Here is a 21,347-nt window from a genome sequence, read left to right on the forward strand (position 1 = left end):
TATGGAGAAGCTAAAGGTCATCATTTCCAACCGCCAGAAGCAAGTGAAGATCCCCACCGGGGTGCGGATGCTCATCCGCCGGTGCTGCCATGCGGTGCTGCTGCTGGAGCACTTTCCAGACTCCGCTGAAATCAGCGTCTCCTTTGTGGATAACGAGCAGATCCGGGAGATGAACAGCCAATACCGGGGCAAGGACGCCGTAACCGACGTGCTGTCCTTTCCCATGGGGGAGGATGGGCACTATGATGTCAACCATGAAACCGGGGCAAAAATTTTGGGGGACATTGTGCTCTCTGTGCCCAAGGCCATGGAGCAGGCCAATCTTTACGGGCACTCGTTAGAGCGGGAAATTGGGTATCTTACGGCCCACTCCATGCTGCATCTTTTGGGCTATGACCACGAGGACGGGGGCCTTGCCCGGGTGCGGATGCGGGAAAAGGAAGAGCTGGTGATGAGCCAGTTAGGCCTGCCCGCCAGCAGCAGCTACACCGATGCGTAAGCAGCGGCGGTTTTTCCACAGCTTTAGGGACGCAGGGCGGGGGATAGGAAGCTGCCTGCGGACAGAGAGGAACATGCGGGTACACCTGGGGGCCTGTGTGCTGGTGGTGCTTCTGGCGGCATGGCTGGGCGTGGGCCGGGCGGAATGGGCCTGCCTGCTGCTTGCCATGGGCATGGTGACGGCAGCCGAAGCTGTGAACACAGCTATAGAGGGGCTGTGCGACTTTATAGAGGAAGGGCATAACGCCCAGATTGGAAAAATCAAGGATATAGCGGCAGGGGCTGTGCTGCTGGCGGCGGTTTTCGCGGCGGCAGTGGGCGCAGTGGTTTTCCTGCCGCGGCTTTTGGGCTGCATTGAGATGCTGCAGCGGTATATATAATGTATAAGGATGGTTTAAAAATGGAATATGAATTCGATTCAAGGGGGGCAGAGGGCAGTTCTGCCCTTATCGCCATTGTAGGGCGGCCCAATGTGGGCAAGTCCTCCCTTCTCAACCGGCTTATCGGGGAGAAAATCGCCATTGTCTCCCCCAAGCCCCAAACCACCCGCACCCGCATTATGGGCGTGCTGACAGTGGAGGGGGATCAACTGGTGTTTATGGACACCCCGGGCCTCTTAAAGCCCCGGAACTCCCTGGGGGATTTTATGGTGAAATCTGTCACCAGCACAGTGGACGGGGTGGACGCCTGCCTGCTGGTGACAGAGGCAGGGGCGCCAGTGTCCAAGGCGGACGAGGAGCTGATAAAGCGCTTTCGCGCAGCCGGGGTGCCCGCTGTGCTGGCAATCAACAAAATCGACCTTTTGGAGGACAAGACCCGGCTGATGGCCCAGATTGCCGGCTATAGCCAGCTTTATAATTTCCGGGCCGTAGTGCCTGTTTCCGCCCGGGACGGCAGCGGCATGGAGGCCCTGCTTTCCGAGCTGCGGGGCCTTGCAGCCCCTGGGGGCTGGCTCTTTTCCGAGGACACCCTCACCGACCAGCCGGAGCAGGTGATTGCGGCAGAGCTGGTGCGGGAAAAAGTGCTGCGGCTTTTTGAGCAGGAGGTGCCCCATGGGGTGGCTGCCGTTACGGAACACATGGAGGAGGAAGGGGACTTGCTCACCCTCCACGTGACGATTTTTTGCGAGAAGCAGAGCCATAAGGGAATGCTTATTGGCAAGGGCGGGCAGATGCTGAAGAAAATCGGTACCATGGCCCGGGGAGACTTGGAAAAATTTTTCGGCTGCAAGGTGAATTTGCAGCTTTGGGTGAAGGTGAAGGAGGACTGGCGGCAGCGGCCCCAAACCCTCCAAAGCTTGGGCTTCTCCCAGCAGAATCTGGAACTATAAGAACGGAGTCCTAAGCACAAACCGGGCGCGGATTCTGCCGGAGCCTGTCGAACAAAGATATTTTTTCCTTTCATAGCGGGCGCAAAGCTGCAAATACTTTTTGTGCAAAGCAATTTGGGTGTGTTCCTATAAAGCCCAACTTATAGGAACACATCCTGCGCAGAAACCTGCGCCGGAAGGAGGAAGCCTTTGTGGACGAAAAACAGGCATGGGTATGCTTTGCCCATTCGGGGAAGATAGAGGATTACATCCGGTATGCACAGCTTAAGAACCGGGCAGGAGAAGGACAGTGCATGGCACAGGAGGGACAGCGTGCAGGTAAAAACCCAGGGGCTTATCATCCGGGAACAGCCGGTGGGGGAGAGTGACCGGCTGGTTACCGTGCTTACAAAGGACGAAGGCGTGGTGCGGGCCTTTGCCCGGCGGGCCAAAAGCCTGAAAGACAGCAAAAATGCCGCTACAGGCCTTTTGTGCTATTCCCGCCTGAACCTGTATAAGGGGCGGGAAAAATACATAATCAACGACGCCTTCCCCATCGAGGTGTTTTTCGGCCTGCGGAAGGACATCACCGCCCTGGCCCTGGGGCAGTATTTTTGCTCCCTGGCAGCGGAGCTGGTGCCTGAAGGGGTGGAGAGCGGGGATTATCTGCGGCTGGTGCTCAATGCCCTGCATTTTTTGTGCGAGGGCACAAAGCCCCAGATTCTTTTAAAGCCCATTGTGGAGCTGCGGATGCTCTCTGTGGCGGGGTTTATGCCGGATCTGGTGGGATGCTCCCGCTGCGGGGCCTATGAGGCCGACCCTATGGCCTTCCAGGTGCAGGAGGGGAACATCCGCTGCAAAGCCTGCGGGGGGGAAGGGTACCTGCTCTCCCCGGCGGCGCTGACCGCCATGCGGCACATCATCTACACGGATTTTGAAAAGCTTTTTTCCTTCACCCTCTCAGAGGGGGCGGCAAAGGAGCTTGGGGAGACTGTGGAGGCCTATACCGTGCAGGTGCTGCAAAAAAGGCCCCAGACCTTGGATTTTTATAATAATTTGGTATAAGGATTGGAAAAAGGATATGGATACAAAGAAGATTTTTGCTGCCGCCCAAGAATATTTGGCAGGGCAGCTGGGATGTAAAGCAAATGTTTTTACGCAAGAAGGTGTTTTTTTTGTTGCAAACGGGAATGAAAAGCCCCCTTTCATAAAGCTGGCTGCCATGGGCAAAAGCGTGGTGGTATCCGCCTCACCTGAGTTGCTGCCAAAGGTGCGGAAATGGACCCAGGGAAAAAGCCGGGATGAGGTTTTTGAATTCCCGCTGGTGTTTGGGCAGACAATCCACTTTGTGCCGGACTTAAAGACGTTCGGCCCAAAGCCCTTGTCAGGCACCTATACATATGATCTGCTGGAAGGGCAGGACATAAAGCGGTTGGCTGGGCTGAAAGGGTTTCCCAATTCCCTGGTTTTTGACAGGGACGGGAACACAGGCGCGCGCATCGTGTTTTATGCCATGGAGGCCGGCAGGATTATCGGCCTGGCGGGTGCGGGCCAGGAAGCGGAGGGCCTGTGGGAAATGGGCGTGGACGTACTGCCTGCCCATCAAAACAAGGGCTTGGCCTCTGCTCTGGTAAGCTGTCTGGCGGAAAAGATCATGGAAAAGGGAATTGCCCCATTTTATAGTGCCTCCGTTACAAATGTAGGATCCCAGGCTGTGGCCCATCGCTGTGGGCTGATGCCCTGCTGGGTGAGCACATACAGCAGCATGCTGCGGGAAGGATATGCCTATAAGGATTTGCTTGGGGCGGTGAAGCTATAGCACCCCCGCAAAGAAAGGACAATCATGGACAAAAATTACCGGGCCTTAGAGCTTGATAAAATTTTAGAAATGGTGGCTAAGGAAACCACCTGTGAGGACGGCGCGGCCCTGGTCCGCTCCATAGAGCCGGTACACACCCCGGCGGAAGCCCGGCGGCTTTTAGAGGAGACGGACGCGGCCTTTGTGCTTATGGCAAAGTTCGGCGCGCCCTCCTTTTACGGCATGAAGAATGTGGCCAACGCCCTGCGCCGGGCACAGGCCGGGGGCGGGCTGGGGCTTCGGGAGTTGCTGGACATCGGCGGCACCTTGCGGGCCATCCGCTCTTTGCAGCAGTGGCACAGCAAAAACGCCGGAATGCACACAGTGCTTTCTCCCCGGTTTGACATTTTAGCGCCCAACAAGTGCCTGGAGGAAAAGATTTTTACCTGCATCCAAAGCGAGGAAGAGGTGGCGGACGCCGCTTCCCCGGCCCTTGCCGCCATCCGCCGGAAGATACGGGGTGCGGCTGTGCGGGTGCGGGAGCAGCTTGACAAGCTTATCCACTCCCAAACCCACCAGAAGCATTTGCAGGAGGCCATCGTCACCCAGCGGAGTGGGCGGTACGTGGTGCCTGTAAAGGCGGAGTTCAGAGGGGAGGTGCCGGGCCTTGTCCACGACACCTCTGCCAGCGGGCAGACTGTGTTTGTGGAGCCTATGAGCGTGGTGGAGCTGAACAATGAAATCCGGGTGCTGCGGTCTGACGAGCAGGAGGAAATCAGCCGCATCCTGCTGGAGCTTTCTGGGGAGGCCGGGGACTTTGCCGACTCCCTCATTGAAAGCTACCAGTTTGCTGTGCAGTTAAACGTGATTTTCGCCAAGGCACAGCTTGCCTACCGCATGAAGGCTGTGGTGCCGGAAATCGACGAAAAGGGCCGGACAGAGCTGCACAGCGCCCGCCATCCCTTGATAGCTAAGGAGAAGGTGGTGCCCACAGACATCACCCTGGGGCAGGATTTCGACGCCCTGATTATCACAGGACCCAACACAGGCGGCAAAACCGTGGCCCTGAAAACCCTGGGGCTTTTAACCCTGATGGCCATGTGCGGGCTGATGATCCCCGCCGGGGAGGGCAGCCGCCTGCCTGTGTACAGGCACATTCTGGCGGATATCGGGGACGAGCAGAGCATTGAGCAGAGCCTTTCCACCTTTTCCGCCCACATGGTGAATATCATCCGCATTCTGGACGTGGCAGACGGGGAAAGCCTGGTGCTTTTGGACGAGCTGGGGGCGGGTACGGATCCGGTGGAGGGGGCGGCCCTGGCTACCGCCATCATTGAGGAACTGCGGCGCAAAGGCGTGCGCCTGGCCTGCACCACCCATTACGCAGAGCTGAAAAGCTATGCCCTGCAGACGGACGGCGTGGAAAATGCCTGCTGCGAGTTTGACGTGGAAAGCCTGCGGCCCACCTACAGGCTGCTTATCGGCGTGCCGGGGAAATCCAACGCCTTTGCCATCTCCCGCCGCCTGGGGCTGGAGGGGCGCATTGTAGACCGGGCCGGAGAGCTGGTGAACGAGGAAAACAGCTCCTTCGAGCAGGTGATAGAGCGGCTGGAGGAGCGCCGCCGGGAAATGGAAAACGAACTGGAGGCCGCCCGGAAGGCGGCCCGGCAGGCCCGGGAAACCATGCGCCAAAGCGAGGCCCGGCAGGCGGAGGCAGGCCAGCGGGCCAAGCGGGAAATCGACCAGGCCCGGGAAGAGGCTTCCCGGATTGTGCAAAAAACGCGCCAGCAGGCCGACGCCCTCCTAAACGAGCTGGACGAGCTGCGCCGCCAGCAGAACAAGGCCCTTTCCGCAGAGCAGAAGGCAAGGCTGCGCTCTGGCCTGCGGGATCTGGAATCCTCTGCGGATCCGGTGCGCAAGCGGCGCGGGGATGGCTACCAGCTTCCCAGGGAACTGCGGCCTGGGGACAGCGTGGTGATTTTCGATATCGACAAGGCCGCCACTGTGCTGGAGGCCCCCAAGGACGGGCAGGTGCTGGTGCAGGCGGGCATTATCAAAACCCGGGTGCAGGTGGAAAACCTGCGGCTTTCCGGGGAGGGCCAGAAGGCCAAGGCAAAGCCGGGGCGCTCTGTTACAAAAAATGTCTCCGCGCCGGAAATTGCCACCAGCCTGGATTTGCGTGGCATGAATGTGGAGGAGGGCCTGATGGAGGTGGACGCCTTCCTGGACAGGGCGGCCCGCTCCCATGTGCCCCAGGTGACCATCATACACGGCAAGGGCACCGGAGTGCTTCGGGCCGCTGTGCAGCAGCATTTGCGCCGCTGCTCCCAGGTGAAAAGCTTCCGGCTGGGCGCCTTTGGCGAGGGCGAAAGCGGCGTAACCGTGGTGGAAATGAAATAAGCAGCCGCTATCCCATACAAAAAGCACGCCTTTTCATAAGGCGTGCTTTTTTGCTGCGGGAAAGCCGTTACCGGCTCTCCCTGTCCATGTTCACCACCACCCGGTAGGAGGGGTCAAGGCCTTCCACAGCCCCGCAGATGGCTTTCCTGATTTCTCCGTCCGGCTTTTCCAGGGAAAAGGGCACTGCCGCGTCAAAGACGATGTTGGAGTGGGTGACGCCCCACACCACCCGGAAGTCATGGATGGAAGCCTCCGGGCAGGCCAGGGCCACCACCTCCCGCACCTGCTCCTTTAAGCCGTTGGTGCGGGGATCCCCTGTCACCACAGGATCCAGATGGATAACCAGGTGGATTCCCTCCTGCTTCAGAAAATCCCGCTCGATGTTGTCGATAATGTCGTGGCTGATAAGGATGTCTGTTTCCGCCGGCACCTCGCAGTGGACAGAAGCGAAGCATTGGCCTGCCCCATAGTTGTGTACGGTCAAATCATGCAGCCCGATAACCCCTTCATAGGACAGGATACGGGTGTAAATAGACTTCACCAGTTCCGGATCCGGGGCCATGCCTAGCAGGGGGTTCCCGGTTTCCAGAATCAGCCGCACGCCGGAAACTGTAATGAACACCGCCACCAGCAGCCCCAAAAAGCCGTCCAGGTTATAGCCGCTCACCTGGGTGATGACCGCCCCCAGCAGCACTGCCAGGGTGGAAATCACATCGTTGCGGCTGTCGTCTCCTGTGGCGCACAGGGCCTCGCTGCGGAGCTTTTTCCCCACAGTTTTGTAGAAAAGGCACTGCCACAATTTCAAGAGGACGGAGAAAACCAGGATGCCCAGGGTGAGGGGCGTAAACGTGGTGCCCTCCGGTTCCCGGATTTTGCCGATAGAGGTGAACCCAAGCTGCAGGCCTAAAAACAACACGATAAAGGACACGGTTACCCCGCAGAGGTATTCCATCCGGGCATGGCCAAAGGGATGCTTTTCATCCGCAGGCTTTCCCGCCAGCCGGAAGCCCACCAGCATGATGATGGAGGAGCCGGAGTCGGTCAGGTTGTTCACAGCGTCTGCCAGCACGCCTACGCTATGGGACAAAAGCCCAGCCAGCAGCTTCACCGCGAATAAAAGCAGGTTGGTGGCAACCCCCACAGCCCCGGCTGCCTTTCCTGCGTCCTGCCGCACCTGGGGGTTGTCAAACTGCCCATAGCCTCTCACCAAAAATCCCATAAAGCTGTCCATACCCTGTCTCCTTTTCCAAAAAGCGCCTGCTGACATCCTATGCGCTTTATACCAAAATATTCCCTCCAGCGCAGTCGATAGCCACCAGCAGGGGGAAATCCTTTAACACCAGCCGTTTTACAGACTCACAGCCCAAATCCTCAAAGGCAATCACTTCCGCGCTTTCAATGCACCGGGCCGCCAAGGCTCCGGCCCCGCCAATAGCGCACAGGTATACCGCGCCGTTTCGCTCTATAGCCCGGCAGACCTCTTCGCTGCGCTTGCCCTTGCCAATCATGCAGGCAAGGCCCAAATCCAGCAGCCGGGGGGTGTAGGGATCCATCCGGCCGCTGGTGGTTGGCCCGCAGGAGCCAATGGGAAGGCCCTCCGGGGCGGGGGTTGGCCCGGCATAATAGATGGCGGCGCCCTTAATGGGATAGGGCGGCTTTTCCTCTTTGTCCAGCATTTCGCAGATACGCTTGTGGGCCGCGTCCCGGCTGGTGTAGGCCACCCCGGAGAGCAGCACCCGCTGGCCTGCCCGCAGGGCGCGGGCCTTTTCCGGCAGATCTTTTGTGTCAAGCCTGATATCTTCCATAGGTTATCTCCCCCTGTGCCTGTCTTTCTTTTTCTGCTGTTTCAGGGCAAAAATCCGCTCCCGCTCCAGAAGCTTCTGCTCCCGGCTTTCCTCTTTCCACCGGATTTTCCGTTCTTCCCGCTGCAGTCCCAGTGCCTGCTGGGATTTTGTCCCCGCGCCCTTTTCCAGCGTCAGCTTCCTGGCCTCCCGCTGTGCCCGTTTGGGATTGCGGGCTTCCGCCTTTGCCGGGGCCTCCACAGAGGGGCTGAACCGCAGCCCGCTATAGTTTTGCAGGACAAACGCCCACACTTCCCCGTCCTTTGGCTCCCCGCCGAACACCACCCGGCAGGCGGACAGTTTGCCGTCCTCCATCCGTTCAAAAATCCCCACCCAGAAGGGGTTTTCAAAAAATACCGTCAATTTTCCAGTTACCTTGTCCATAACTGACCCTCCTAAAGCCAATATGAACAAAGAACGGACAACCCGGAGGGGCAGGTTACTTACCCCGCAGAAGCGGGACGGCCGGGCTACCTACCGGCTCTGGAGCGGAAACCCGCCCGTTGCGTTTTTATCTTTGCTTTTGATTCTTTTAGATTTCCAGCCCGCAGCCATGCCGCCGGATAAAGTCCATCACATTTTTCCTCTGCTTGACTTTTTCCATCAGCCCGGCAGGATATTCGGCAAAGCAATCCGGCCCCCGCTTCGTAATGGCATTAAGTTTTTGCAGCAGGACTGTGTCCCTCTGCTTCCGCTGTGCATCCTCCGGCGGATACCCGCAGCCAAAGGCCTCGTCAAACAGCTTCTCCAGGGTAAGTTCCAGGTTCAATTCCCCCAGCCAGCCAAAGCCCAGCCCCAGGGGCAGGGAGGCGGCATTCCCTCCGTTAATCCGCCCGAAAAGGAACGCGTCCTGGGGTGTGGGCACGTAACCGCACAGCACACCGGGCAGGCTGTTGCAACAGAGCATCATTCCCTGGCCGGAGGAGCACCCAGTCACCACAAAGTCCACTGCCCCAGAGCACAGAAGCAAGCTTATCAGCACCCCTGTTTCCACATAGGAATATGTCTCGTCCTCCTCTGGGAATATCCCAAAGTTTACCACCTCATGGCCCCGCTTTTCTGCCGCCTGCCGGGTGCAGGCTTCAAGAAGCCTGTTTTTCTCCTTTTGAGAGCTTGCCTGTATCACGCCAACTTTCATATGCTTGCCTCCGGAAAAAGCGGCGGCCCCGCCTGTTCGGCTGCGGGGCCGCCTATGTATACTGTGTTTCTGCCGTTTACTTTTCCCAGAACAGTTCGATTTCCTCATTCACAGGACCCATAAAGAAGGCAATGCGGATGGGCTTGCCGCCCAACTCCAGATCCGCCGGCTCCTTGGTGACTTTATAGCCCTGTTCCCGCACCTTTGCAATAATCTCGTCCACTTTGTCGGTGGCAAAGGCGATGTGGGCCAAAGGCCCTCCGGCAGGGGTTTCGCTTTCGCCGCTTAAAATCTCCATGCAGGTATTGTCCCCGCAGGAAACCATCAGGCAGGGCCGGGCCTCGTCGCCCCATTTCATTTTGACCTCCATGCCCAGCAGGCCAGTGTACAGCTCCACAGTTTTCTGATACTGCTCCTCTGTAGGTTTCACCGCGATGTGGTGTACGCCGTTTAACATGCTCATGAAAAATTCCTCCCAAAACAGAATCGTGAAACTTGTTATAACAAAGGGATCGCACGCGGCGATCCCTTCCTATCAGGTTTTTACATAGGGCTTATTTCCGGTTGAAAATGGACATAATGTCCGTAAAGGTATCGTCATCGTCAATCACGGCCGGATCCACCCGAGGCTCTGCTGCGGAGCGCATGGGCACTGTGCGGGTGGGGGAAGAGGAGACAGGGGCCGGGGCAGGAGCCGCCGCAGGGTTGCCCCCCAGGAAATCCTCGTCCAAATCCAAGTCCAAAGCGGGCTTGGGACGTTCGCCGTTCATGCCGTCAAAGCCTGTGGCAATAACAGTGACGTTCATCTCGTCGTCCATGCTCTCGTCAAAGGTAGCGCCCCAGATAATATTGGCGCTTTCGTGGGCGCGCTCGGTGACAATCTGGGAAGCGGTATCGATTTCGTCCAAAGCAATGTCGGGGGAGGAGGTAATGTTGATGATAACACCCTTGGCCCCGGAAATCTTTGTTTCCAGAAGGGGGCTGGAGATGGCGGCCATGGCAGCCTGGGCGGCCTTGTCCTTGCCGCCGGCATGGCCTGTGCCCATGTGGGCATAGCCTGCGTTCTGCATAACAGACTTCACGTCCTCGAAGTCCAGGTTTACAATGCCGGGAAGCTGTATCAGATCGGAAATGCTCTGCACGCCCTGGCGCAGCACATCATCGGCAATAATAAAGGCGTTTGCCAGGGTAATGCGCTCCTCGCTTACAAGCTTCAGGCGCTCGTTGGGGATAACCACCAGGGAGTCTACATGCTCCCGCAAAGCGGCAATGCCCTGCTCGGCCTGCTCCATGCGCCTGCGGCCCTCAAAGGCAAAGGGCTTTGTGACAATGCCTACCGTCAGCGCTCCCAGCTCCCGGGCAATGCGGGCCACAATGGGAGCCGCGCCTGTGCCGGTGCCGCCGCCCATGCCTGCCGTGATGAACACCATATCCGCGTCTTTTAAAACGTTTGTAATCAGTTCCCGGCTCTCCTCGGCAGCCTTCTCGCCAATTTCCGGCTTGGAGCCTGCGCCCCTGCCGCTTGTAAGCTTCTCGCCAAGCTGCACCTTCACAGAGGCCTGGGAGCGCTGCAGGGCCTGCTTGTCCGTATTCATGCACACCAGTTCCACGCTGCGCACCCCGGCGCTTGCAATGCGGTTGACGGCATTGCCGCCGCCGCCGCCCACACCTACAACTTTTATGGTCTGAGGGGTTTCGTCCAACAGGTTGTCAACTTCAAAAGGCATTTCATTTCCTCCTCGGCTTTTTCTCAAAAACATACCATTCGCACCCGGGTGCGTTATACAAATGCAGGCTGTCCGCCTTAACACAAAAGCCATTTACCCAGTTCTCTTGGTATAATCTATCACTTTCATGGCGAAATTTCAAGGAAATTCTGCAAAAAAGCCCCCGGCCCTTTAGGAAAATTCAAAATCAGCACAATATGTAGTGGCGTATTATTTTTCACAACAAGGAAAAAAGCGCCGCAGGGGCAGTTTTCAATCAAATATAATAGCTTGGAGCTATTATACCATAAGCGCAAAGCGCGTTGGTATTTGCCCATCGCCCGTCTGACTGGAGGGAAGAACTGGGCGGGGCAATTTCAATCAAGTATAATAGCCTGTGGCTATTATACCATAAGCGCAAAGCGCGTTGGTATTTGCCCATCGCCCGTCTGACCGGAGGGAAGAACCGGGCGGGGCAATTTCAATCAAGTATAATAGCCTGTGGCTATTATACCATAACCTTATCCGGAGTTCCCGATACCCCTGCGAAGCAGGGGGCGAGCGCTGTGCGCGAGAGGGATACTCCCAAGTGTTCGTCAGAACACATTATACCATGAATCTCCCTGTCCTGCAAGGGACGAAGGCCATTTTGCCAAAAAGTTTCAGGATTTCCTTTTGCCCCCTGGCCCTTTCCCGGCGTCCGGGCACTCCCTCTGCCGGATCCCCTTGACAGAGCCTCCTGCAAATGATACACTTTTCCTGTTTGAAAGCCGGTGCTGTTCGGTGCCGGAGAAAATGGGGGATGATTTTTTTGAAAGAGAAAAACCAGGCCTTGGGGGAAAAGCTTTCCCTGCGGGAAACAGTTTCCTACGGGCTGGGAGACTTGGCCTGCAGCATGGTGTTTAACTTCATGGCCTCTTACCTGCTGTATTTTTACACAGACGTGGCCGGGGTGGGGGTGGCGGCGGCTGGGACCGCCATGAGCGCCGCCCGGCTGATAGACGCCTTTGCAAACCCAGTGGTGGGGGTGCTTAGCGACAAAACCCACACCAAATGGGGGAAGCTGCGGCCCTACCTGCTGTTTTCCGCCATGCCCCTGGCCATTTCCGTGCTGCTGATGTTCCTCTGCTCCTGGGTGCCGGGGTCTGGCAAGGGGATATTTGCCCTTCTTACATACACCTTCTTCTGCCTGATGTATACGGTGTGCAACGTGCCCTACACCGCCATGATGCCCAACCTTTCCGAAGACCCGGCCCAGCGGGCGCGGCTGAACCTGTCAAAGTTCGTCTGCATCTCCGCGGGCACCTTCCTGTCTATGGGCCTTGCCCTGCCCCTCATCGATCTTTTCGGCAGGGGGGACGAGCGCCGGGGCTTTGTGGGCATTTCCCTTTTGTTCTCCGCCATTATCATCGTCCTGGTGCTGGTGTGCTTTTTCAACACCCGGGAGCGGGTGCAGCCTCCGCCTGTGGCCTTTTCCCTTGGCATCCTGGGGGAGACGGTGAAGAAAAGCCGCCCTGCCGTTATTTGCTGCTGTGCCCAGCTTTTCTTCTATCTTGCCACTGTCACCCGCAATTCCACCGCCCTCTATTACGCGAAATACTGCCTGGGAGACGCTTCCTTTGCAAGCCTCCTGCTGGCGGTAGGCTCTTTCACCACCTTTGCCGTCTGCTTCCTGGTGCCGGCTGCCACAGCCCGGATGAAAAAGCGCACCTTTACCCTTTGCGGCTATGGCCTTTTCGTGGCGGGAAGCCTGCTGGTGTACCTGGCCGGGGGGAACCTTACCGCTGTGTTCCTGTGCAATATCCTGGCAAACCTGGGGGCCAGCATGTCCAACGGCGTGTCCTTCCTCATCCTGGGGGAGGCCATCGACCATTCTGAATATGTTACCGGAACCCGCCAGCAGGGGCTGCTCACCTCCATGTCCATGTTCATGGTGAAAATCGGGGTGGTGCTTTCCAGCGTGGTTTCCGCCTTTATCCTGGACGCAGGCGGCTATGTCCCGGATATGGCCCAGACAGGCCCGGCCCTGCTGGCCATCAAAATAAACTTTATTTTCCTGCCCTGCATTGCTGCCCTTGCCTGCGTGGCCCTCTATCTTTTCTACCGTCTGGACGACGAATATCCCGCCATCAACGCCGCCCTGCGGGAGAAGCACCGGCAGGCGTAACAGCGCCCCCCCGCCCATCCCGGCGGGGGTTTCTCCTTTCACACACTTTTTTCTTGAATTTGCCGCCCTTTTGCAGTATACTATAGGTCAACACCTCAATTACAGAAAGGCGGGATTTGTTCTGGCCGCTCTTTTACAAAAATACCGGGAGGTCATCCTCTATGTGTTCTTCGGGGGCCTCACCACTGTGGTAAACTGGGTGTCTTACTGGTTTTTGGCGGATATCCTCCATGCCGGCTACCTGTGGGCAACCGTCATAGCCCAGGGGCTTTCCATCCTTTTTGCCTACGTGACAAACCGAAAATGGGTTTTTGAAAGCCAGGCCCGGGGCTTTAAGGGGATACTGGGGGAGATGCTCCGGTTTTTCGGGGCCAGGGCTTTGTCCTTTTTCCTGGATGTGGGCTGCATGTACGCGGGGGTGGATCTCCTGCGCATAAACGACAAATTTATGAAGCTGCTTTCCAATGTTATCATTGTTATTGTAAACTATGTGTTCAGCAAACTCTTTGTGTTCCGCCGCCGGCAGGGGGCGGGCAAAGCGTAACCGGGTTATGCGGAAGGAGGCCCTATGGCGAAACAGGTAAAAAGCAAGGATCAGGCATTTGAGGATATGTCCAGCTATTCTTCCTCGAAAGAATATAAAAAGCGGCGGAAAAACCGGCGGGGCCGCACAGTGGCAAAAAGCCTTTTCGGGGTGCTGTGCGTGCTGATGATCCTTCTGGGCACAGGCTCCATGTACATTTCCACAGAGCTTATCGGGGACTTGACCACTACCACCATCACCAAGGACAAGGACGCCCTGGGCATACAGGAAAGCGCCATCCTGGACAACAGCATTAAGAATATCGCCCTGTTCGGGCTGGATTCCCGCACCAGCGAGTTTAAAGGCCAGTCGGACGTTATTATGATTTTGACGGTGGACAACCGCCACCACTCCATCAAGATGACCTCCATCATGCGGGACACCCGGGTGCCCATTGAGGGCCAGGGCTTTGAGCAGTATATTGACGGCTGGGACACCAAGATAAACGCCGCCTATGCTTACGGCGGGCCGGAGCTTGCCATCCGCACCCTGAACCAGCATTTTGGCCTGGATATAGAGGATTATGTCACCATCAACTTTGTGAACATGGCCGCCATTGTGGACGCGTTCGGCGGGGTGGAGCTGGAGGTGACCGGGGAGGAAATGGCCCAGGTGAACCTGAACCTGACAAACCTCACCCTGGAGGTGCAGGTGCAGCAGGAGCGGGATCTGGCGGCAGGGATGTATAATGATCTGTATTATCCGGAAATCACCAAAGAGGACTATTTCAAAGACGCCTACGGCAGCCCCGATTTTAACAGTACCAGCTTCCAGGGCGGGAAATATCTCTTAAACGGCAACCAGGCTGTGGCCTATGGGCGCATCCGCAACCTCGGTTCCGACTATGTCCGGGTGGCCCGGCAGCAGAAGGTGTTCGCGGCCCTTGTCCAGCGGCTGAAAAATATCAGTTTCACCGAATATCCCGGCCTTATCAAGCAGATGATGCCCTATTGCGAGACAAACCTCTCTTTGGACGACATTATAGGCATGGCCCCCATTCTCACAAGCTCTTTTGACGTCCAGTCCATCACTGTGCCTGATGTGGAATATGAAACCGACCTTTACGACGGGCCTGTGGAGGAAGGCGGGGAGCAGGTATATTACCTGATTTATGACGTGACAAATGCGGCCCAGCGGGTCAGCGCCTTCATTTACGAGGAAGGCTCCCCCTATTGGGACGAGTATGGCAGTACCGCCGACAGCGAGGTGGGGGAGAAGGCCTCCCAGCAATAAAGGACGCCGGAAGCGGAACGCGGGAACGTGAAAAGAAAGGGAAGGCGGGGGATTCGCCCCCGTCCAGGGAATGCCATGAGTGAAAGGAACACAGGGCGCGCCCCTGCCGGAAGGCATGGCCCGCCCCGGCGGACAGGATCCCGGGGCAGCAGGCCTCCCCAGCGCAGGCGGGAGCCTTTGCGGGACAATTACTATTACGAGGAGCCGCCCCGCAGCCGGGGCGGGCGGGCCGCGCCTCAAAGCTTTGAGGACATCTCCAGCTATTCCTCCCCTGGCAGGCGGCGGGCAGACCAGCTTGCGGCCCGCCGGCCCAGAAGGAAGCCGGGAGGGGGAAAGCGCGCCTTTAAAACGGTGCTGCTGCTCTTTGCCCTGCTGGTTCTGGCAGGGGGCCTGTACGTCTTTGGCTACATGCTCAGCGGCCTGACCATGACCAGCCTCACAAAGGACAAGGACGCTTTGGGCATAGCCCCGGGCACCTTTACAGATTCCTCCATTAAAAATATTGCCTTGTTCGGCCTGGACGCCAGGGAGGACGAAAACGTGGGCCGCTCAGACGCTTTGATGGTGCTCTCTGTAGACAGCAAGCACCACAAGCTGAAGCTTACCTCCATCCTGCGGGATTCCCAGGTGTATATCGACGGCTATGGCTATGACAAAATTACCCATGCCTATGCCTACGGTGGCCCGGAGCTGGCTGTGCGCACCCTGAACCAGAACTACCACCTGGACATCGAAAATTATGTGACGGTAAACTTTGTGGAGATGGCGAAAATTGTGGACGCGTTCGGCGGGGTGCGGCTGACTGTCAGCGAGGCCGAACGGGTGGAAATTAACAACAACTTATACTATCTTTCTGTAGAATCAGCAGACGCGGATATCCAGAACAGCGACTATTTAAACGAAACCGGCGAACTGCTGCTAAACGGCAAGCAGGCTGTGTCCTATGCCCGCATCCGCCACCTGGAAGGGGGCGACGACATGCGGGCCGGACGGCAGCAGATTGTGCTGCAGGCCCTCATCCAGCAGCTTAAGGGCAAAAGCAAGCTGGCCTATCCTGCGCTGGTGCACAATGTGGTGCCCATGTGCGAAACCTCCTTAGGATACCTGGACATGATGGGCCTTGCGCCCTTCCTTTTGACAGACTTCACCATGGAAACCCTCACCGTCCCCGGCCAGGAAGAAAACGCCTATGGGGACTTTAACGAAAACGGCGCCTGGGTATATCTATATGATATAGAAGCCGCCGCGGCGCATATCAGCCGGTTTATCTATGAATGACGGAAAGGAAGCGGATAGTGTGAAAAATACGAAAGAAAGGAACGATACCGTGCACAAAAAGCCAGGTTTTCAAGGGCTTTTGTGCGAATTCTGTATCGCATGGCGATTATTATGAGCGAACCAGTATTAGTAGTGATGGCCGCGGGCATGGGCAGCCGGTACGGCGGCCTGAAGCAGATTGAGCCTGTGGGGGCCTGCGGGGAGAAGATTATTGACTACTCCATTTTCGACGCCCGCCGGGCTGGATTTAAGAAAGCGGTTTTCATTATCAAGGAGGAACTGCGGCAGGATTTCGAGGAAGCTGTTTTCCAGAAAATGCGGAACTATATGGACATCCAGGTGGTGTTCCAGAAGCAGGAGGACATTCCGGAAGGCTTCTCTGTCCCCAAAGGCCGGGTAAAGCCCTGGGGCACAGGCCACGCGGCCCTCGCCGCCGCCCGGGTGCTGGGGGACGCACCCTATGCCGTCATCAATGCCGACGATTTTTACGGTCAGGAAGCCTTTGGGAAAATATACAGCTTCCTGAAAACCGCCAAGGACGGGGAAAAGCTGGATTTCGCCATGGTGGGCTACCGCTTGGGCAACACTGTAACGGACAACGGCTACGTGTCCCGGGGGGTGTGCGAAACGGAAAACGGCCTGCTACAAAACATTGTGGAGCGCACCCATATTGAAAAGCGCCCGGAGGGCATTGCCTTCACAGAGGATGGGGAAACCTGGCACAGCTTGTCCCCGGACGCGGTGGTTTCCATGAACGTGTGGGGCTTCACCCCTGGCTTCACCCCGGCGCTGGAGGAGGACTTCAAGCGCTTTTTCCGGGAGGACGTGCCGGGAAATCCGGAGAAGGCGGAAATCTATTTGCCCTTTGTGGTAAACTCCCTGCTGGAAGCAGGCCGCGCCCAGGTGCGTGTGCTGTCCTCCCAGGACAAATGGTATGGCGTGACCTATAAGGAGGATCGCCAAACCGTGGTGGAAGCCCTTGCCGCCATGACCGCCCAGGGGCAGTATCCCTCCCCCTTGTGGCAGGGAGCCTGTGAACAATGAGAAAGAAATAACGCCAGGCACAAAAGGCTGTTTTTGAAAGGCTTCGGGCACTGCCCGGGGCTTTTTCTTTTTGCGAAATTTATTTAGAAACCGTTTACAGAATATTCAAAAATTCACAGCCAAGTAAGTTTATACTTGATTCATTGTGGACTTTTCAAGAGTTTCCCGAAAGAGGAGAGATAGCATTGTTTTCCAGATTCAGCGTGAAAAAGCCCCTCACTGTGGTGGTGGGGGTTATCATCGCCATTGTGCTGGGGGCTGTGGCCTTTTCCCGCATGACCCCCGACCTGCTGCCCAACATCAACATGCCCTATGCGGTCATCATCACCGCCTATCCCGGGGCCTCCCCGGAGGAGGTGGAGCAGGAGGTGACAAAGCCCATTGAGCAGGCCATGGCCACGCTGGATCACCTGGACAGCGTCACCTCTGTTTCCCGGGAAAATGCCTCCCAGGTGATGCTGGCCCTCACCGATGACGCTAACATGGACACCCTCACCTCGGAAATCCGGGAGAAGCTAAACGGCGTTTCCGGCGGCTGGGCCGACACAGTGGGCACCCCCTACATCATGAAAATCAATCCCAACATGCTGCCTGTGGCTGTAGCCGCAGTGGAGATGGAGGGCATGGACAACATGGCCCTGACAAACCTGCTGGACACAGAGCTGCTGGTGAAGCTGGAGGGCATTGAGGGCGTGGCCAGCGTCAGCGTCAGCGGCAACGTGCAGGAAAGCGTGGAGGTAAGGCTGCGGCAGGATAAGATTGACGAGGTAAACCGCCGAATCCGGGAGAAGCTGGAGGGCACCTTTGCAGACGCGGAAGCCGAGCTGACAGAGAAAAGCGATGAGGTGGAAAAGGGCCTGGAGGAAAGCCGGGAGCAGGCCGCGGAGCTTGACCGCCAGCAGGCCCAGCTTCAGCAGGGCCAGAACCAACTTACCCAGCAGGGCGCCCAGGCCCAGGGCCAGCTTATCTCTAAAAAGGTGGAAATTGAAACAGCCAAGGCCCAGTTGCAGGCCCAGCTTGCCACGCTGGCAGACTCGGAAAAAACGCTGCTGGAAACCCAGTCCCAACTGCAGGGCCTGTGGGACACCCTCCAGGGGCTTACCCAGCAGGTGCAGGCCCTGGACGAGGCTGTAGCCGGCTTGCAGCAGGCCGCGGCGGCCTATGCCGTTTTAACAGAGCAAAAGGCGGCCCTGGAGTCCCAGCTTGCGGCGGCTGTGCCGGGAAGCCCGGAGGCAGAGGAGCTGCAGGGGCAAATCGCCCAGATAGAGTCCCAGCTTGGGGCGCTGGACGCTACCCTTTCCGGTTTCGGGACAACCATAGAGGGCGCCCCTGCCAAAATCGCGGAGCTGCAAAGCGCCCGGGAGGCCGCCGCCAAAGCCCTGGAGGATGCCCGGGCCTCCATTGCCGCCACCGGGGTAAACCCCGACTCCATTGGCGCTTCCCTGGAGGAGGTGAAGGCAAACCTCTCGAAGGTGCAGTCGGGAAAGGCAGCTATGGAGCAAACCCTCTCCCAGCTAAACGCCGGAAGCATCACAGTGGATCAGGCCCTTTCAGAGCTTTCCCGCCAACAGACCAGCGGCATTATGCAGATAAGTGCCGGGCTTTCCCAAATTATGGCGGGAAAGTCTGCCATCACCTCCGCCCAAAGCCAGTTAGACGCTGCAAAAGAACAGATACAGTCTGCCACTGAGGACTTTGAGGCCCAGAAGAAAGCAGCCTTTGAAAGCGCCAAAATAGAGCTTACCATGGACATGGTGTCCCAAATCCTCAGCGCCCAGCACTTTTCCATGCCCGCCGGGTATATTGAAACAGAGGGAGAGCAATGCCTGGTGCGGGTGGGCAATAAGCTTTCGGACATGGATGAGCTGAAAGCCCTGGTGCTCTTTGACACCGGGGAGGACGCCATCGGCCCTGTCACCCTGTCGGACGTGGCGGAGGTGAGCCTTCAGAACAACGCCGGGGAGGTGTATGCCAAGGTGAACGGGCAGGACGCTTTGGCCCTGTCCTTTACAAAGCAGTCGGCAACTTCTACTGCCCAGGTGTCGAAAAACATCCAGAAGCGCTTTTCAGAGCTTTCCGGAAAGTATGAGGGCCTCTCCTTCACCATGCTTTCCGACCAGGGGGATTACATCTACATTGTGGTAGACACTGTCCTGCAAAACCTGGTGCTGGGGGCGGCCCTGGCTGTGCTCATCCTGCTCCTCTTTTTAAAGGATCTGCGCCCCACCCTGGCAGTGGCCTGCTCCATCCCTATCTCCCTGCTGGTGGCCATTGTGCTCATGTATTTCTCCGGCGTCACCTTAAACGTCATCTCCCTGTCCGGCCTGGCAGTAGGGGTGGGTATGCTGGTGGACAACTCTGTGGTGGTCATTGAAAACATCTTCCGCCTGCGCACAGAGGGGGTGCCTGCGGCAAAAGCCTCTGTCCAGGGGGCTGTGCAGGTGACAGGGGCCATCATCGCCTCCACCCTCACCACCATCTGTGTGTTTTTGCCCATCGTCTTTGTAGAGGGTGTTACCCGCCAGCTTTTCACCGACATGGCCCTCACCATTGGCTATTCCCTTCTCGCCAGCCTCTTTGTAGCCATCACCCTGGTGCCAGCCCTCACCTCCGCCACCCTGAAAAAGGGGAAAATCCGGGAAAGCCGGCTGTTCGACGGCCTTCTCCGGGGCTATGGCAGGCTTGCCGCCGCCTCCCTGAACCACAAGTGGATTGTCCTCACCCTGTCCGTGGTGCTGCTGGGTTCCAGCGTGTGGCTGGCTTTAAGCCGGGGCTTCCTGTTCATGCCCTCCATGAGCGGCACCCAGCTCAGCGTCACCGTCACCCCCGCGGATGAGGAAGCCTCTTTCCAGGATAAAACCGCCCTGTACGACGCGGTGGCAGAGCGCATTACCGGCCTTGCAGGCATAAAAACAGTGGGCGCCCTTTCCTCCGGCAGCGACGGGGGCGGGCTGCTCGGCATGATGGGGGGAGGGGGCAGCGACATCTCCATGTATGCCCTGCTGGATGAAGATGCCGGCGTAAAGGACAAGGAGCTTGCAAAGCAGATAGAGGAAGCCTGCAAAGACCTGGACTGTGAGGTTTCCGCCCAAGGCTCCATGGATATGTCCTCTGCCATGTCCTCTTTAAGCGGCTCCGGGGTAGAGATTAAGCTTTACGGCGAGGATATGGACAGCCTGATGGAAACAGCGGAAGAGCTTGCGGCAGATCTCTCTGCCCTGGAAGGGGTGCAGGCCGCTGAAACAGGCCTGGAGGAAGCCGCGCCGGAGCTGCGCGTTGTGGTGGACAAAAACAAGGCCATGGCGGAGGGCCTTACAGTGGCCCAGGTGTACCAGAGCGTGCGGGCCGCCATTACGGAATCCGCCACAGCCGCCTCTATGGATATCGGCGGCATTTCTGAGGACGTGCTGGTTGTCCACCCCAAGGAGGGGGAGATGCATTCCTCCTATGTGAAGGGCCTCACCCTCACCGCCACAGACCGTAAAACCGGGGAAACCCGGCAGGTGCCCCTTATCCAGGTGGCCTCCTTTGAAGACCGCCAAAGCCTTTCCTCCATCCACCGGGAAAACCAGAAGCGGGTGCTCACCCTCACCGCCCAAGTGGCAGAGGGCCACAACGTCTCCCTGGTGGCCCGGGACGTGGAGCGCCTTTTAAAGGGCTACACGCCTCCAGAGGGCATTTCCCTGGAAATCACCGGGGAAAATGAAACCATCATGGAGGCCATGGAGCAGCTTGTATACATGGCGGCCCTGGCTATCCTCATCATCTACCTGATTATGGTTATCCAGTTCCAGTCCCTGCTGCTGCCCTTCATCGTCATGTTCACCATCCCTCTGGCTTTCACAGGCGGCTTTCTGGCCCTGTACCTCTGCGGCATGGAGGTCAGCGTGGTGTCCATGATAGGCTTTATCATGCTTTCCGGCATCATTGTCAATAATGGCATTGTACTTATCGACTATATCAACCAGCTCCGCTCTGCCGGGGTGCCCCGCCGGGACGCCATTATACAGGCGGGCCGCACCCGCCTGCGCCCCATCCTGATGACCGTCCTCACCACTGTTCTGGGCCTTGTCTTTATGGCGGCGGGCAGCGGCACCGGGGCGGAGATGATGCAGCCTGTGGCCATTGTCTGCATCGGCGGCCTTCTGTACGCCACCCTTATGACCCTCTTTGTGGTGCCCGCCATGTACGAGTTGTTAAGCCGCCGGGAAATGCGCCACATTGACCTGGGCGAATGAACGCTCCTGGAAACACCCGGCTCGAAGGCCGAAAATGAAAGCACGCCTTGACATGGGCAAAATAGAGGAATATAATAGGAAACCCACCGCGTTTTTTGGTGGGTTTCATGTTTT

Annotated in this window: 18 protein-coding genes; 12 read left to right on the plus strand and 6 right to left on the minus strand. The window is 57.7% G+C overall.

Annotation, left to right across the window (positions count from 1 at the left end; translation table 11 throughout):
- Position 1 precedes the first annotated feature (1 nt).
- The 6 genes from ybeY to VSQ30_RS06030 all read left to right on the plus strand — a co-directional run bounded on the left by ybeY (position 2) and on the right by VSQ30_RS06030 (position 6,005).
- Positions 2-499: an rRNA maturation RNase YbeY gene (ybeY, locus tag VSQ30_RS06005; protein WP_160642345.1), complete on the plus strand. Its 498-nt coding sequence runs from the start codon at positions 2-4 to the stop codon at positions 497-499.
- Positions 492-878, plus strand: coding sequence for a diacylglycerol kinase family protein (locus VSQ30_RS06010; RefSeq protein ID WP_334462758.1), 387 nt, complete (start codon positions 492-494; stop codon positions 876-878). Before ybeY ends, VSQ30_RS06010 begins: the two co-directional genes overlap by 8 nt.
- A gap of 20 nt (positions 879-898) precedes the next feature.
- Positions 899-1,828 carry a GTPase Era gene (gene era, locus VSQ30_RS06015; protein ID WP_334462760.1) on the plus strand — a complete coding sequence of 310 codons (930 nt, stop codon included), beginning with the start codon at positions 899-901 and terminating at the stop codon, positions 1,826-1,828.
- A gap of 255 nt (positions 1,829-2,083) precedes the next feature.
- Positions 2,084-2,872 carry a DNA repair protein RecO gene (gene recO, locus VSQ30_RS06020; protein ID WP_334462763.1) on the plus strand — a complete coding sequence of 263 codons (789 nt, stop codon included), beginning with the start codon at positions 2,084-2,086 and terminating at the stop codon, positions 2,870-2,872.
- 157 nt (positions 2,873-3,029) lie between these two features.
- Positions 3,030-3,626: a GNAT family N-acetyltransferase gene (locus VSQ30_RS06025; RefSeq protein WP_334462765.1), complete on the plus strand. Its 597-nt coding sequence runs from the start codon at positions 3,030-3,032 to the stop codon at positions 3,624-3,626.
- 24 nt (positions 3,627-3,650) lie between these two features.
- Complete coding sequence (locus VSQ30_RS06030) at positions 3,651-6,005, plus strand: endonuclease MutS2 (RefSeq protein ID WP_334462768.1); 2,355 nt, start codon at positions 3,651-3,653, stop codon at positions 6,003-6,005.
- Between the two features lie 67 nt (positions 6,006-6,072).
- On the opposite strand, the gene VSQ30_RS06035 is transcribed toward VSQ30_RS06030, so the two are convergent.
- The 6 genes from VSQ30_RS06035 to ftsZ form a co-directional block, all read right to left on the minus strand.
- Positions 6,073-7,236, minus strand: a complete 1,164-nt coding sequence (locus VSQ30_RS06035) for a cation diffusion facilitator family transporter (RefSeq protein WP_160642340.1) — start codon at positions 7,234-7,236, stop codon at positions 6,073-6,075.
- A gap of 46 nt (positions 7,237-7,282) precedes the next feature.
- On the minus strand, positions 7,283-7,810 hold the full coding sequence (locus VSQ30_RS06040; protein WP_334462769.1) for a FumA C-terminus/TtdB family hydratase beta subunit: 528 nt from the start codon (positions 7,808-7,810) through the stop codon (positions 7,283-7,285).
- 3 nt (positions 7,811-7,813) lie between these two features.
- Positions 7,814-8,230: a YjdF family protein gene (locus VSQ30_RS06045; RefSeq protein ID WP_334462771.1), complete on the minus strand. Its 417-nt coding sequence runs from the start codon at positions 8,228-8,230 to the stop codon at positions 7,814-7,816.
- 148 nt (positions 8,231-8,378) lie between these two features.
- Positions 8,379-8,984 (minus strand): RpiB/LacA/LacB family sugar-phosphate isomerase, encoded by a 606-nt coding sequence (locus VSQ30_RS06050; protein WP_334462773.1) that lies wholly within the window; start codon positions 8,982-8,984, stop codon positions 8,379-8,381.
- Between the two features lie 76 nt (positions 8,985-9,060).
- Positions 9,061-9,447, minus strand: a complete 387-nt coding sequence (locus VSQ30_RS06055) for a VOC family protein (protein ID WP_334462776.1) — start codon at positions 9,445-9,447, stop codon at positions 9,061-9,063.
- 91 nt (positions 9,448-9,538) lie between these two features.
- Positions 9,539-10,711 (minus strand): cell division protein FtsZ, encoded by a 1,173-nt coding sequence (gene ftsZ / locus VSQ30_RS06060; RefSeq protein WP_160642336.1) that lies wholly within the window; start codon positions 10,709-10,711, stop codon positions 9,539-9,541.
- A 790-nt stretch (positions 10,712-11,501) separates the two neighbouring features.
- Here ftsZ and VSQ30_RS06065 point away from each other — a divergent pair.
- From VSQ30_RS06065 to VSQ30_RS06090, 6 genes are all read left to right on the plus strand, one after another.
- Positions 11,502-12,857: an MFS transporter gene (locus tag VSQ30_RS06065; RefSeq protein WP_334462778.1), complete on the plus strand. Its 1,356-nt coding sequence runs from the start codon at positions 11,502-11,504 to the stop codon at positions 12,855-12,857.
- 163 nt (positions 12,858-13,020) lie between these two features.
- The gene (locus tag VSQ30_RS06070; RefSeq protein WP_334462781.1) at positions 13,021-13,401 is read left to right on the plus strand and encodes a GtrA family protein; all 381 of its coding nucleotides are present in this window, start codon (positions 13,021-13,023) and stop codon (positions 13,399-13,401) included.
- Positions 13,402-13,425: 24 nt separating this feature from the next.
- Complete coding sequence (locus tag VSQ30_RS06075) at positions 13,426-14,673, plus strand: LCP family protein (protein ID WP_160642333.1); 1,248 nt, start codon at positions 13,426-13,428, stop codon at positions 14,671-14,673.
- Between the two features lie 75 nt (positions 14,674-14,748).
- The gene (locus tag VSQ30_RS06080) at positions 14,749-15,951 is read left to right on the plus strand and encodes an LCP family protein (RefSeq protein ID WP_334462783.1); all 1,203 of its coding nucleotides are present in this window, start codon (positions 14,749-14,751) and stop codon (positions 15,949-15,951) included.
- A gap of 111 nt (positions 15,952-16,062) precedes the next feature.
- Positions 16,063-16,995, plus strand: coding sequence for a nucleotidyltransferase family protein (locus VSQ30_RS06085; protein ID WP_334462785.1), 933 nt, complete (start codon positions 16,063-16,065; stop codon positions 16,993-16,995).
- 185 nt (positions 16,996-17,180) lie between these two features.
- Positions 17,181-21,233, plus strand: a complete 4,053-nt coding sequence (locus VSQ30_RS06090) for an efflux RND transporter permease subunit (protein WP_334462788.1) — start codon at positions 17,181-17,183, stop codon at positions 21,231-21,233.
- The last annotated feature ends 114 nt before the right edge of the window (positions 21,234-21,347 follow it).

Source organism: Acutalibacter sp. JLR.KK004, assembly GCF_036941085.1.
In the GTDB taxonomy this organism is placed as follows: domain Bacteria; phylum Bacillota; class Clostridia; order Oscillospirales; family Acutalibacteraceae; genus Acutalibacter.